The following is a 14211-nucleotide window of genomic DNA, read 5'->3' as shown; positions in this document are numbered from 1 at the left end:
ATACAGTCAAAGCAATTCACGCATGACCAATTTTATGAAATGGTTAAAGGAATCCCATTATCTTTGGGTTTTAAATTGAGAATAAACGGAACAGCTTTTAATACCCAATCGGACACGGGTGTATAATTAGCAGCTTCTTCTCCAAAGCTAATAGAAAGCATATCTGTATGAATAATACCTGGATTGAGGGGTATAGCTGCCATACCAGTTGGCAATTCTTGTGCCAAAGAACGAGTTAATCCTTCTATTGCCCACTTGGAAGCGCAGTATGGTGCAACTTGGGCTGAAGTCGAACGTCCCCAGCCAGAACTAAAGTTAACAATAATACCCCGTTTATTTTTCACCATTGCTGGTACGAAATGGCGAATTATATTCGCTACTCCTTTTATATTGATATCTATAAGATCCGAAAATTCTTCAGATGGTATTTCCCACAAAGGTGCGGGGTAATTAGTAATTGCCGCATTATTTATCACTATATCTGGCGGTGCATATTTTTGAAGTACGTCTTGGGCCCATTTTTCTACAAGGTGTTCATTTGCCACGTCTACAGATGTGAAATCGTTGGGCGCACTAAACTTTTGGCGTATTTTATCGATTGCATCTGATGAACGGGCGCAACCAATAACAGTATGCCCCTGTTGAATAAAACCCTCGGTCATCGCATAACCTAGACCTTTACTTATGCCTGTAATTAAGATGAGCTTACTCATATATTTCTGGTATTATTAGATTTCAGTTTTTTTCGGGTCGGTTTCGTGGAGGTAAGGTTCGTCCATCATAAAACTGAATAACTAACTTACTTAGTCCGAGCCATGCTAGTGCAAAGATTAAGGGAGCTAGAGTTTCAATCACAACTACTAAAACTGATGTTGTCTGAAAAAATAAAAAAAGCATTGGAGTCCAAGCCAAAGTAAGTATTGTTGCAACTCCACTCCCAAATCTCAATCGCTCAATAATAGAAAGCGCCGAGCTACAACTGGCACATTTTTCCGTATGAGAATGATACCTCTCCAGAAGCACGGACTTTGCCAATGGGGGAGAAAAAGTCTCTTTGCCAAATGGTTCAGCATTATATTGGTTTACCCACTGACGCAATTCAAATACAAAACTATCTGCTTTGGTTGGAAGGTAAAAAGCTTTAGTAAAGTTAGGGCTACCTCCTTTAGCTTCAAGATACCTTTCTTGATAGTGGAGAAAAATTTGATCGTCTTCTAAAACACCATTTTGTCCAATGTGGTAATACCAACGCGGTCTGAGCTTAATAAACCAACCTGGAAGTTTATCAGGAAACTTAAAAGGAAAACGTGCAAATACACGACATTCTCCTTTACGTATGGGTGTAGCATAAACAACGGTTAGAATTCTACCACGCTGGGAGTTGATGTCATGCCACATTAAACTTGGAGCGACGAAGGTTGTAGACAAATCTCCTGATTGCCCTGGTTTCAAACCTTGTTTCCAAATCCCTTTGAATCCATGTTTCCCAGATTCAATCACTTCAAGTTCCAAAGGTGCTGCATTTGCCCTATTTCCTACCGTTTTATGATGTGTAAACGATATGTGGCTAGGGTCTAGTATATTTTCTAATAGTGTTAATGCATCATAAGGTACATCTCTAAATGTATTAATTACAACCCATCCTTCAGGAGATTCTTCTAATGGTTCAATTATTGGGACTTCGGTTTTGGCAGCATTTTCATATTCACCAACGTATACAAACAGTAGTCCTTGCTTTTCAATAATTGGTAATGATGCCACACAAGCTCGTTTTGACGTCTCTGCTGTTCCACCTATAACTTGTTGAGGAATCCTTTGACAATTTCCATCTCCAGAAAAAGCCCAACCGTGATAGGGACATTCCAAAAGCCCATCGTCACTAATCCTGCCTTCAGACAACGGTGCTAAACGATGAGGACACTGGTCTTCAAAGCTTCTCCAAGATTGGGCAAGTCTATCCCACCAAATTACAATATTTCTCCCCAGCACTGTAAAAGGCGTTGGTTTTGATTTGTCTAAGTCCTCTAGGTAATGGATGGGATACCATGTTTCTTTACAATCAAAACTATTCGGATCGCTGCCGCCCCCAGGCTGTTTTGAGTGAAAACTATCTCTGACATTAACTTCTTTCTCAGACATTTTTGATGTTTATTAATTTTTATTGCCTACTCTCAGATTTATTTTAGCTAGTATGAACATTGGCTGTATGGCGATCGCATTTCCATTTTTGATTTTATGAATAACCACTAAGCTCGACTTTATCCAAAATTAAGAACTTGGTTCTCCTTATAGAGCAAAAGCCCTAGCTTTTTGGCAAAAACTTTTTCCATTCGCTAAAGCCGATGTAACGAGCTTTTCCCTGACGCACTACCTCAGCGAGTGCCGTCATGGTTTCTTCTAAAGGCGTATTTTGGATCGTAGCGATGGCATTGGTACAGGTCAACGTATGTCAAAAACCCAAAAGAATTTTGACTTCTAGACAATGATCCTACTGCGATCGCTTTTAGGCATCTGCCCGAAAAAGATATTTATGTCCAATTAATAAATTCTTCTGCAAGGGACTCGTATTTTCCATCGATTTGGTGTACCTTGTTAATTCCGTGCAAATTATTTATACCTAACTTCTCCCAAATTTACTCAGACAAATTTTAAGCCAATGCCTTCAAGGGAACAGCCAATGAAAACTTCTAATGATACAGATACTAAGAAGATCATCAAAAAATCCGACAAGCTTACTCTGAAACAGATGAAGTTGATCGAAGAAGCAGAAGACCAACTTCTTCTTGAAGCTAATACTGACAATTCTACTGCCCCTGTGGTTGAGCTTGAGGAGAAATCAGTAGTCGCTCCTGAATCAAGAGTTCCTGATTATATTCCGCACCTTGACAATCCTCCAGTACAGTCTATTGGCAACTCTGGCTGGCAAGTGTCTGATGTCTGGCGGGATATTCGAGTAGATGATTTTTGTAATTAAAGCAGACAATTTGTATTCCCAGACGGTTCTGCATCAAGGCGGTTGCAGTTATCCATGATCCGAATCTTAGAAATTGAGGGACAGGAACCGCTTCAGGGAGAAAAGTTTTCCCGAATGCATTCTTCGGCAGCAATGCCTCTGTCTCTTCGCTGAACCAATATTATGGCAACCGCCTGAGCAACTTTTGTAAACTATCTTTGCACTCAGTCAAAGTTATAGTTGCATTGTGCCTATAATAAGTTACGGCTAACTATAACTGGAAATTAGCACCCTGTAAATGGTTATCGCTTGGATGACGCATCAAAGACGATACCAAGACAAACAAAATTTATCGGCAGCGCAATAGTTGGTTGAGTCGATGGGGAGTATTATCTCCCGCACCTCTCAGTTAGATCCGTACTTGTGACTTTCATCACATACGGCTCCCGATGTTCTTAGCTTACGCTTTTGCTCATGTGCTTGTAATCGTGACAACTTTCGTGGATTGCCTCTAGATTATTCTTTTTCCAGTTGGCATGATTTTCATCAATGTGGTGCAGGTGTACCCGTCCCTCATCAATGAATTTCAACCCGCAGGAAGCACATCTATAGTTTTGCTTCTTAAGAGCAATAGAGGTTTCACCGTCGTAGAGCTTACTATTACGTTCGCTCCAGTAGGCTGTATCTCCGTCATAGGGGGATTTTGTACCCTGAACCATGACGTGTTTATTTTCGGAGGTAGGAACCGTTGGAAATGCTTTCTTTATGAGCTTTTCGCTCGAATAGCGGTTTTGCTTTGTTTCCTTGTTAAATACCGTGTATGCTCTGTGACTCATAAACCAAAGCGAATGCTTTGACCCGTTCATATCACAATGCTTGTGGTAATTTCTCCAGCCTCTAACTATCGGGGCTAATTTCTCAGCTTTAATGATAGAACCATAATTCGAGTTGTTGACGACGTGTTTTACTTTCTTACGGAATGCTTTAAAGTTATCCACTGAGGGAGTACTTCTAAGCTTTCCATTGCTCTGAACTTTGAAGTTCCAGCCAAGGAAATCAAACCCGTCTGTCGTGGCGGTAACTTTGGTTTTCTTTTGGCTTACATTCATCCCGCGAATACGGAGAAATTCGGCGATTCTTTCAAGTATCTCTGTCGCATCATCTTCGGGACGGAGTATAATAACCATGTCATCCGCATAACGGATTGATGGCTCGGCAATGCTCCCTATAGAGGTCTTGTTTGTTATTCTTTTGCCGCGTTTATACTCTAGGTGGTATCTGTGGATACTTTCAATCCCGTTGAGTGCGATATTGGCTAGTAATGGGCTGACTACTCCCCCTTGAGGTGTACCCTGTTCGGGGAATTGTGGGTTAACTCTTGCCTTGAGGTATCGGAATATACCGAGTTTTAAGCCTTTGGGGGCGATGAGTTCGTCCATGATTGTTGAGTGGTTAATCCGGTCAAAGCATTTTTCGATATCGAGTTCGATTATTCGTTTATCTATTCCGTTGGCGTAGGAGCGTAGGTTATTAAAGATGTACCTTTGTGCATCATGGGCAGAGCGCCCAGGTCTGAACCCGTAACTCCTAGCGTGGAAAGTTGCTTCGTGGGCGGCTTCCAGAGCATATTTTGCAAGGCATTGCCAAGCTCTATCCGCTATGGTTGGTATTTTAAGCATTCTGGTAGTCCCGTCCTTTTTGGGGATGGGGATTTCCCGTAAGCCAAGATGTTTCCAATCTCCGCTATTCACTCTTAACCATTCTTCCAGGTGGAAGCGTTCGCTAAAGGTGAGGAATTTTTTACCATCGATACCAGCCGTCTTTTTACCAGCATTTAGCTGAGATACTTGTCTTATTGCAAGAAATCGAGCCGAGGTAGATTTTAGAATAAGCTTTTGGAGTGACCGAGCTTTCCGCTTGTTTCCAACTTGAACCGCTTTGTACACGCGCTTTTGAAGGCGGAAAAGGTTACGGCGGAATTTCTTCCACGGTAGAGCTTTCCAAGATTCACTAGTATGTCTACTGTGTCTAATCATTTTCTCTTCTCTAGTTAATGTATTCTGAACACCTCAGACCAATTACGGTCTGTCCTACCCGACTTGTGAGAGTTCCGTATCCCGTCTTACCTACCTGGGGTTCGACTTCCCCAGGACTCACAACTCGTTTTTATTCGTTCCCTCGGTGAGATTGATTGTTCCGTTAGATGTAGCCAATTCAACTACTAGATTCCCTGGACTCTTGCCATTTCTAAATAAAAATGTACGGCGGGAATTATCTCCAGTATGGTCAGGGGTTTTTGTGTTACGCCCTGCCTCAACGTAAGTCGCTTTTCTAGGCTCTGTTTCATCTTGGGAACTCCCTATTAGCGCCAGTGTCAGCCCGTAACGGCTGTCTGATTGCGCCCTGTTCCCAGCTTCACTCTACAAGAAACGAGCTTGTTCGGTGTGGGCAGATAAGGAGTCAATTCTGAGTCTGAATGGTAGGGCTTACACCTACATCAAACCGAGAGTTCAACCTTTAATGACAGTAATCTGCTGTCAGGTTGGATTAGTTATGTACGGACTTACACCGTGATTCACTAATCAACGAATCGCACTTTATTCCGTTGCCAACATGCACCCCGCGATCACATTGTGGGTTTGCAGACTAAGTGAAATTTTTTTAACGCAAGAATATGTGGGTTCGCAGATAAGATGAAATTTGAACAACGGAGCTATAGGGATTCCAGGCGATGGAATTCGCGCATAAAGTGAAATCGATTGTGGTGTAAGCGTTTGAGGCAAGTAGCGAATTCGCACATAAAGTGAAATTTGCGAAGCAAAACTCCAAAACTATAATTTGAGGCATCTTACACATAAATTTTAATCCTTGCTAATCTGCACGGTAGCAAGGCTTTTCTCCAAAGAGGATAAGTATGCAGACAGATTAACTTGGTGAAAGGTAGCTGTTTGTGCAAGCCCTGTACGAAAATCGAAACCACATCGACAACGAGTGACTGCGGGTCTAGACCACTGAATATTTTTGTGGCAACTAGAGCATTTTTTCATCAGTACACATTGATGTATATAACAAGCTGTGACTAGATCCCAATCCCAAATTTTGCGGCAATAAGCAGATTCAGTTAAACAATGTGGGCATAGTTTTTTAGCATACTTATAAATAGCGTATTGCTGAGAATTAACATCTCCAACTAATTGATTAGGAAGAGAAGCCATTACCTTGAGCTGTTCATCGCTCACCTGAATAACCTGACTCAAAGTTGAAGGCTCATAAAGACTGTTAGTGAGAGGAATTCTGCAATTAATATGTAAACCTGCTAGCTGCAAAATCCACTTAGGTGAAGAGTAATAATTACTTTCGTTTAATCGAATTAGATAACCAGCTAGACTTTCATCTTCATAGGGAGTTGGAGTTCGTAGCAGCACTCGATTATGCATTTATTCTTCAAGAATTCCTTAATATTTGAGAGGCTCTTAAGTCTTTATATTTAGATTTTAGGCGTTTATTAGTCCCGCCAACTTCTAAGTCTAGAGTTGCAGAGTGAAGTGGCTCAATCTCAAATTTATCAGTGAGAAAAGGATTATTTTTTTCAGGTTTATCAGCTTGAACAAACTTTTCAAAAGCTGCTGCTAAAATATTTAAATCAAGTTTTTCTTGATTTTTATTAAGAGTTAAATAAGTGCCATACCGAACTAGCTTCATCACATGAGCCATGATTCCATCTGATGCATAGTAAAGCCTTCTTGCTGTATATACCTCGGATAAATTGGAGGTTTGAGCTAGAGGTAGCTTTGACTCTAATAAATGTAAAAAAGTCCGAAATTCTGCACCACCATCGGACTGCCATCCAAAAGACGAAAGATAATGACGATTGGCAAAGCGACGGCTGAGTTGAGAATGAGATTTAAGTTTAAGAACTTCTTCAGCCTCGGGCAAGCCAATTAAAATAATTGGCAAGTTTGTATCTAAAATTAAAGTTTTTAACCAATCTGAAACTGTTTTGAGAACTCGTTCTGAATCTCGGTCGATAAAGTGCTGAAATTCATCTAAAATAATTAATTCAACTCTACAATCTTTCAGCAAACCAATTAAACGAATTGTTTGGTTCCCAATTGTACCTTTGTCATAAGCGGGGTCGCCAAGTGTCCACAATAATTTCGTTACTACTGTCTTTACAGTTGCTGGGGAAGGTATGGTTACAGCCAAAATAGGGACAAGTGTGCCATCTTTTGTGACCTGCCTGGGATATTTATTAGCATAAGCTTTGTAGATTGTAGTTTTTCCTACTCCTGTTTGACCGCTAAGAAACATACATTCTGGCTCAGACTTACCTAAAGAAAAATGGTGACAGTACTCTATAGCTGCTAAGACTTCTTGAAGTCGAGGGTAAAGAACATAAATGTTATTAATAATTTGGAGCTTCTCGGCCAAACTAATTTTCAAGATATCTTGGCTACTTGCATCGTCGCTAATTTCCTTATTTGGGTAAACCAATACTCACCTCCCAACCAGTTAAATCTGGCTCCCAATTATCAATTTCAATCACAGATTCTTCAGAAGGAAAAATATTCTCTATCTCTTGAGGATTAACGGATGTTTTATTTTTCTGGCGTTTGGGAGTTTTGGGAATTTTATTATCAGAATTGTTTAGTAATTCTTGGTTATGAGTTTTGAGTTCACTTTGTTGATTATCTAATAAGTTTATTAAGGAATTATCAGGATTGCCTAAGTCAGATATCCCTGCAATTTCACTACTTTGGTTAAATAAATTTGATAATTCTTGCTCGGTCTTTATCTGATTATTTCGGCTTGGGCTGTAATGGTTTTCATTGTTAAATGTAACTTCATCTACTTTTAAGTCATCACGTCCAATCCCTAGCCATCTAGCCATCGATTTACGCGTTTTACCTTTAGAAGACTTTTGCCATTCACGCTCCACAATTTCTTGAATCTTCTGTTTAGCTAAAGCCAAAGCTATAATATCAACTCTTTTTGACTCAATAGCTGCTAGGTTTTTAATAACTTTGTGTTGCCAAAGAGTCAGACCCTGAGTGTATTCCTGATTCATCGCTGGTATAACGATAAACTGATGGCTATTGGGGTCAAGGACATAGATTGTTGATAAATCTGTGGGGTCATACTTAATAGTGGCTTTTTCTCTTTCTCTCAAGCCACCTTGCCTTCTGTTGTCTTCTTTTTCATAATTTGAGCGTAGTCTAGCCAATTCAGAACTGTTATAATAAAGCCCATAAAGCTCTACACCTCTTCTAGTAATAACTCGCTTTTCTACGGCTCCGACTAATACTCTTAAATCCTGGAGATTTAGAGGTAATGTGGGCGGACATTCAGCTATTCCTTTTGACCATATTTCGGCTCTAGGCGTACAAAATTGAGAATGATACTTCTGATTATGAATGTCTACAATAAAAATGTGAATCATCTCTTGTAGAGCTTCAAGAGAAACCACAGCATTCTTTTTTGGGTCATAATCATATTGATTTGTAAATTCCTGAAATAATGCCCCTGGTTGTCCCTGCAATAGCTGGGTATTATAACTACTAAACGTCCTTTCTACGCTACTTTTATACCAAGGCATATAAGGAGGTGTATATTGGATGCTTATCCCTAATTGTTGACAAGCATCTTGAAAGTGTTGGCTATAAAATTCTTTTCCATTATCAACGACAAGAATTTCCATTAGTCCATAGGCATTCCAGTCTTTTGTGACCGAAGGAAATTTGTTTTTTACATAGTCTTTTGGGTGAATGGTATGGAGTAGACACTGCATGACAGAAAGCGAACTGAAAGGCTCAAAGCTCAGGTAATAGCCAACAATAACTCCTGAATATTTATCAACAGCACTGGTTAAAGAGGGTGTGCCAATGGGCATTCTTGTATCTGTATCAACAACAAAGAAAGGCAAAAGTGTATGGTCAATTTCAACTCTTTCTAAAGGACGAGAGGGCCGCGGTCCTTCTTGAACGGGGTCATACATTAAACTGGCAGTTCTCTTTCCATAACGACCAACTATTTTTTCAATTGTGTCTAATTGTTGAATTTGGCGGTAAATGGTGGAGCGATGAGGAATAGAGAGAGTGGCTTGCCTGTTTGATTTCCTTAAATTATTTTCTGCCAGAATCCGACAAATTACGACATCATAGATACTGGCAATATTAGGACGTTCAGGAGTTAGATATACTTCGTTAATAACTTCTTTTATTAATTGATATACTTCTGGGGCTATTTTGGGCTTAAAGTTACCTTTTGCTTGATGTTGAGGAATTAATGAGCGAATATTCCCACCACTATGGCGATATTCTTTTACCCATCGATAAAGAGTAATATATGAAGGGGGATGTTTATCTTCAATTTTTTCGGCAACTTGCTGGATAACTGGTGTCAGGGAAGCAGAAGTATATGTTGATATTTTTTGTTCTAAAACTGTTAAAATATATTTTTCTTTGCGTTGAGCTTCCGCTTTCAGATGTTCAGGAATTTCCGAAAAATCTACTGCTTGCCAGGAATTAACAATTTCAGTTTCGTCCGAATTTTGAAAAGTTAACTGACCAGTGAAGAAGTATTGGACTAATTCTTTTTCACTTAGCGAATTAATTTGACTAGTGGATTTTTCAAGTAACTTAAATTGGTTGCCTGTTTTCTCTTGGATAATATACTCACGATTATGCAGCCACAAGTGAATTCCTTCTTGGAATCTGACTCTAGTCATTTTCCTTGCCTCCCCGCGAGATAGGCTGTGAGGATAAATAAATAGGACTATTATCCTTTAGTTTAACCAATAAATCAGTTTTTAAAAATCCCCCAAAAATTAATTTTAATAAAATGGGTTTATCAATCCCTTGAGGCTGTAGATCCTTGATAGCTGTCGCTAGAGTAATTGCTGATTTTGAATAAAAATATTGATGACAAATAATCAGGTGTTGAAGTGTTAAAAGGATATTGGCATATCGATAGAGAAGTTTAACGTTACTTAACAGAGAGCCTCTACTCATCATTTCATCAGTGATCATGGCAAATTCCCACCCACGAGACTTCAAAGTAGAAGCTATTACTGGAAATTTTTTGACATTTTTTTCATCATCAAGCCAAGTTGCTGGCTTAATTTCTACAATTTGTTGTTTTGACTGCCTTTGCACTAAAAAATCCGGGGTGTACCGCCGTACTTTGTCATCTAAAATGTAAGAAATTTTGAAGGGTTGAGTTTTGTAGGAGAGGACATCTGGGTCAATTTCCAGAAGATACATATAATTTCTTTCATTCAGAGATTCGTACCAAACCAAAGAGCGCATCTTGAAGCTGAAGAATCTACCTATGTTTTTCTTCGTGCCTGTATTGGTAATTTTTCTTGCCAAGCTAGTCAAGTTGCGTTCCTAGGGGATTTTCAGTATCCCTGATGTTGAATGTTCCTAATTTCACATAAAGTCCAGTTAATTTCTGTGATTAGTTACACCATTTCACTTTATGCGCGAATTCGCTAGCTGCCTCAAACGCTTACACCACAATCGATTTCACTTTATGCGCGAATTCCATCGCCTGGAATCCCTATAGCTCCGTTGTTCAAATTTCATCTTATCTGCGAACCCACATATGGGTTCGCGCATAAAGTGAAATTTTGAGAACGATTTACAGGGTTTTCAGCCTCTCTAATTCGCGCATAAGGTGAAATCGATTATGGAATAAGCGTTTGAGCCAGGTAGTGAATTCGCACATAAATTGAAATTTTGCATCTAATCACAGAAATTCACAGTATTTTTGACAATCACATAGTATTTTATACCTAAAAACCTAAACGTTACGCACAAAAGCTACTTGACTACCTTCTTATCAAGAATGTATTGGTAATTCCATAGAGCGGGTAATCGCACTTGAAAAGTACACTTTTAAAAGCATTTGGGCTTTCGTTAAATCAAAGTCAGAAAATTTCACTTGATGTGCGAATTCGCTAAGAGCCTCAAACGCTTACACCACAATCGATTTCACTTTATGCGCGAATTCCGTCGCCTGGAACCCCTATAACTCCGTTGTTCAAATTTCATCTTATCTGCGAACCCACACACAAATAAGGGTTTGGGCAACCTTTGTTGCAGACTAAATGAAATTTTTTTGCAGACTAAGTGAAATTTTCCCCCTAAATTCACAGACTAAATGAAATTTTCCACAAAATGGACATAAAACGTCCCAATTCATTACTGCACATAGGCTTTAAGCAAAACTTTGATTATAGCGATCGCTCTGGGACTACGAAAGAATCAGGGTTACACAAGTAGATTTTCAATTAGTCTGCAATGAAATTTCACTTAGTCCGCACGAATTTCATTTAGTCTGCAAACCGACAACATGTTGGTGAAAGTGTAGTGTCTGGGGGGAGAGTATCTTTATCGTAGATTATATCGGATAAAAGATAAGGGTATTTTATTTTGTGTTGCCGGGGTGATCGCTCTTGTTGTCACTGTAGGCATAAGTTGAGCAAATTGCTTGCTTTATGCTTTCAAAGGGGGTTGCTCAATTTCTGCTTACAAAAGTAGAGACAGTGAACTCAAACAGAAAGTAACTCTGTTGCTCGATTTCGGTTTTCATAGCAGCTATACCTAAGCAAAGTTTTAATGCTGGGCATGAATATGTTTGCTCAGGTTAGGGTTGCAAAACAGAACCTTTGCTCATGTTTTGCTTTCAAAACCTGTTTTCGATAAATAATTTCCGACGTAGTATAAAGGCTTTTGGCTACGTAATTGCTCAACTTATGCTTTCAAAGTTGCTCATTTTATAATTACAGTGACACTTGTTGTGACTTTAGCCATAAGTTGTCACAATCGAACAACTTATGCCTTGGATTGAATGTCACTTAAAGGATAAAGTGGCCGAAATTAAAGCATAAAGTGACCGCAAAGCAGAACTGAGTAGGGAAGAGTGTTTAAGAGATCTGAATGCGATCGCCGTAGATTATGTGCAACGGAAAAATAAGCATTCCAGCTTGATTGGGGCGGCCACTTTATCCTTTAAAAACGGCCATCTTATCCTTTAAGTGACAGGTTGCAACTCATTACAGTATAAAGCTTTGGAGAAATACTTCTCTAATTAGCGATCGCCATATAGTACGAGAGAATAAGGGTTACACAAGGTCATTTATAAAACGATGAAAAAATATGGGGGGCAGTCAATTATTATTCCTAATCGTCAATTTGACGATGGGCATTGTTTTTACGATTATGTCGAGCGATTTTTATATGGATGGTGGACAAGTCAAGGGTATAAAAATACACTGTTATACGATTGGTGGCAGCCAGAGAGCCAAGGTTGTCGAGGCAGGTGGTTGAGCAGTGGACGGATGGAATTTAATCCAATGGATGCTTGTTGCCTGCCAAGTAACAGTGAGTCAATATTTTGGGCTTGGGGATATGTGTTTGTTGGTTGGATATTTCTTAATCTACAAGAGTAACTTTTGCTGAATTTCTGGGAATAATACAACTGTCGTACCAGTAAAAAATTCAGTAGTAATGACAATACCCCCCACAGAACGAGCATTGCTGGAAAGTTTGATTGTTGATAATGAAGATTTAGAAAAACTGGAGTTAAAACTCGCTCAATTTAATATTTTTGAAGCGATTGGTGTTGTACGTCAAGAATTACGCCATTCAAATTTTTTAGCATTTCTGTTAAATCCATCTGAAAACCATAGACTTGATGATATTTTTCTCAAGCGATTTCTTAAGCGAGTACTGTTAGAAGAGTACGAGCCTACAGACGAAAAGTATACAAAAGTTAGTCCCGTTGATATAGATATAGCTGATTTTACAGATGCTGATGTTAGACGCGAGTGGCAAAATATTGATATTCTCATACACTCTCCGCGCAATAAACTAGTATGTGCGATAGAAAATAAAATTGACGCTGGAGAAGGTATAGATAAATTAATAAAATATCAAAGGACTGTTAAGGAAGAATTTAAAGATTGTCGAGCAATTTTAATTTATTTAACACCAGTAGGTGATCCACCTTCTCAAAAAAGTTGGAGAATATATAACTATTCTAAAATAGCTGAGATAATCGATAGCATTTGTATAAGTTATAAATCTACACTTGGTACAGATATTTACACATTAATGACTCATTATTCTACATTAATTAGGAGACATATTGTGAGTGATTCAGAAGTCGCTGAACTCTGCCGTAAAATATATACTAAGCATAAACCAGCTCTAGATTTAATTTTTGAGCATCGTCCAGACTTACAATCAGAAATTGCTACAAGAATTCACGAATTCCTAAATAGAGAGATTGACTCTCAAAAAATATCTGTATATTTTTGGGCTAAGGGATGCATAGGCATCATCCCTAAAAAATGGGAAGACAATAAATTACAACTGCATTTGCAATTTGAAAATTATCCTCAAGACTTAATAATCAAAGTGCTAATTTGTCCTAATGAGGATAAATCCATGCGCGAAAAAATACATAAGATATCTCAGAAAAATATACCTCCTTTCCAGAAGAAAATATTAACACCAAAATGGACAACTATTTATACAAAATCTATTCTCAAGCCTAAAGATTATGAAGATGCTGATCTTGAGGAATTAATGAATAAAGTACAGGAATTTTGGCGGCACTTTATTAAAAATGACTTTGTAACTATCGAGAATATAATTAATACAAATATAGATGAGATAATTTGTAAAGATATTTCCGTTCATCCTGAATCCTGAAGATAAAGTTTAGCGATCGCTCCTGCCAAGAGTCTAGCTTAGTAAAATTTTATACTGGCAGTTTGGAATGTATAGGCATGGCGCATCCATCATATGACAGTGTACCTTGATATCAAGCCCCGCCTGTGCTGCCAGTCGCCCAAGCAGCTTTCGCACTGCATCAGTTGACATCACCTCACCACGCTCGGAAACGAAAATATATTTGCTATCGGGCAACATCTCTCTGAGTTGTTTGAGCAATTCCAGTTCATCATCTCTCAAGGGATGCACCCCAGAGTCACTGCCCTTTTCCCTGGTGATGAAAATCTGACGTTCGGCCCACAGAGCGTGCATCCCACCTTAAACCGCACTTAGCCCCTACAGCTTCCCCCACCCTCAGACCGTGGCGAAACATGAGCAGCATGAGTGTATAATCACGGTGGGAATAACGAGCTTTACGTTCTAGTGCAGCATCAAGAAGACTTCGCACCTCACTTGGTGTAAGGTATTCTCGCTTACCTGTAATGCTTGTTAGGTAGACGAGTTGGGGGCGGTGGC

Annotated in this window: 12 protein-coding genes; 3 read left to right on the top strand and 9 right to left on the bottom strand. The window is 39.1% G+C overall.

All coding sequences use genetic code 11. From position 1 onward, the window contains the following. Nucleotides 1-32: 32 nt before the first annotated feature. The 3 genes from LC608_RS25605 to LC608_RS25595 all read right to left on the bottom strand — a co-directional run bounded on the left by LC608_RS25605 (nucleotide 33) and on the right by LC608_RS25595 (nucleotide 2443). A complete protein-coding gene (locus tag LC608_RS25605) occupies nucleotides 33-713 on the bottom strand; it encodes an SDR family oxidoreductase (protein WP_229556257.1) in 681 nt (226 codons plus the stop codon). A gap of 22 nt (nucleotides 714-735) precedes the next feature. Beyond that, nucleotides 736-2139 (bottom strand): Rieske 2Fe-2S domain-containing protein, encoded by a 1404-nt coding sequence (locus LC608_RS25600; RefSeq protein ID WP_229556256.1) that lies wholly within the window; start codon nucleotides 2137-2139, stop codon nucleotides 736-738. Between the two features lie 163 nt (nucleotides 2140-2302). Then, the gene (locus LC608_RS25595) at nucleotides 2303-2443 is read right to left on the bottom strand and encodes an aldo/keto reductase (protein WP_308189921.1); all 141 of its coding nucleotides are present in this window, start codon (nucleotides 2441-2443) and stop codon (nucleotides 2303-2305) included. Nucleotides 2444-2677: 234 nt separating this feature from the next. On the opposite strand from LC608_RS25595, the gene LC608_RS25590 reads away from it, so the two are divergent. Further along, the gene (locus LC608_RS25590; protein WP_229475961.1) at nucleotides 2678-2974 is read left to right on the top strand and encodes a hypothetical protein; all 297 of its coding nucleotides are present in this window, start codon (nucleotides 2678-2680) and stop codon (nucleotides 2972-2974) included. A 434-nt stretch (nucleotides 2975-3408) separates the two neighbouring features. On the opposite strand, the gene LC608_RS25585 is transcribed toward LC608_RS25590, so the two are convergent. The 5 genes from LC608_RS25585 to LC608_RS25565 all read right to left on the bottom strand — a co-directional run bounded on the left by LC608_RS25585 (nucleotide 3409) and on the right by LC608_RS25565 (nucleotide 10215). Next, nucleotides 3409-4989 carry a reverse transcriptase domain-containing protein gene (locus LC608_RS25585; protein WP_229556255.1) on the bottom strand — a complete coding sequence of 527 codons (1581 nt, stop codon included), beginning with the start codon at nucleotides 4987-4989 and terminating at the stop codon, nucleotides 3409-3411. Nucleotides 4990-5814: 825 nt separating this feature from the next. Further along, nucleotides 5815-6390 (bottom strand): TniQ family protein, encoded by a 576-nt coding sequence (locus LC608_RS25580; RefSeq protein ID WP_229556254.1) that lies wholly within the window; start codon nucleotides 6388-6390, stop codon nucleotides 5815-5817. A gap of 7 nt (nucleotides 6391-6397) precedes the next feature. After that, on the bottom strand, nucleotides 6398-7447 hold the full coding sequence (locus tag LC608_RS25575; protein WP_229556253.1) for a TniB family NTP-binding protein: 1050 nt from the start codon (nucleotides 7445-7447) through the stop codon (nucleotides 6398-6400). Continuing rightward, a complete protein-coding gene (locus tag LC608_RS25570) occupies nucleotides 7431-9680 on the bottom strand; it encodes a Mu transposase C-terminal domain-containing protein (protein WP_229556252.1) in 2250 nt (749 codons plus the stop codon). The genes LC608_RS25575 and LC608_RS25570 overlap by 17 nt, the downstream gene beginning before the upstream one ends. Continuing rightward, nucleotides 9673-10215 (bottom strand): TnsA endonuclease N-terminal domain-containing protein, encoded by a 543-nt coding sequence (locus tag LC608_RS25565; RefSeq protein ID WP_229556251.1) that lies wholly within the window; start codon nucleotides 10213-10215, stop codon nucleotides 9673-9675. Before LC608_RS25565 ends, LC608_RS25570 begins: the two co-directional genes overlap by 8 nt. 1889 nt (nucleotides 10216-12104) lie before the next feature. Here LC608_RS25565 and LC608_RS25560 point away from each other — a divergent pair. After that, nucleotides 12105-12407 carry a hypothetical protein gene (locus LC608_RS25560; protein ID WP_229556250.1) on the top strand — a complete coding sequence of 101 codons (303 nt, stop codon included), beginning with the start codon at nucleotides 12105-12107 and terminating at the stop codon, nucleotides 12405-12407. Between the two features lie 58 nt (nucleotides 12408-12465). Next, complete coding sequence (locus tag LC608_RS25555; RefSeq protein ID WP_229556249.1) at nucleotides 12466-13674, top strand: PD-(D/E)XK nuclease family protein; 1209 nt, start codon at nucleotides 12466-12468, stop codon at nucleotides 13672-13674. Nucleotides 13675-13707: 33 nt separating this feature from the next. On the opposite strand, the gene LC608_RS25550 is transcribed toward LC608_RS25555, so the two are convergent. After that, a complete protein-coding gene (locus LC608_RS25550; protein WP_229556248.1) occupies nucleotides 13708-14007 on the bottom strand; it encodes a tyrosine-type recombinase/integrase in 300 nt (99 codons plus the stop codon). Nucleotides 14008-14211 lie beyond the last annotated feature (204 nt).

The organism is Nostoc sp. XA010 (assembly GCF_020829625.1).
Taxonomy (GTDB): Bacteria; Cyanobacteriota; Cyanobacteriia; order Cyanobacteriales; family Nostocaceae; genus Nostoc.
This window is presented reverse-complemented; position numbering and strand designations above follow the sequence as displayed.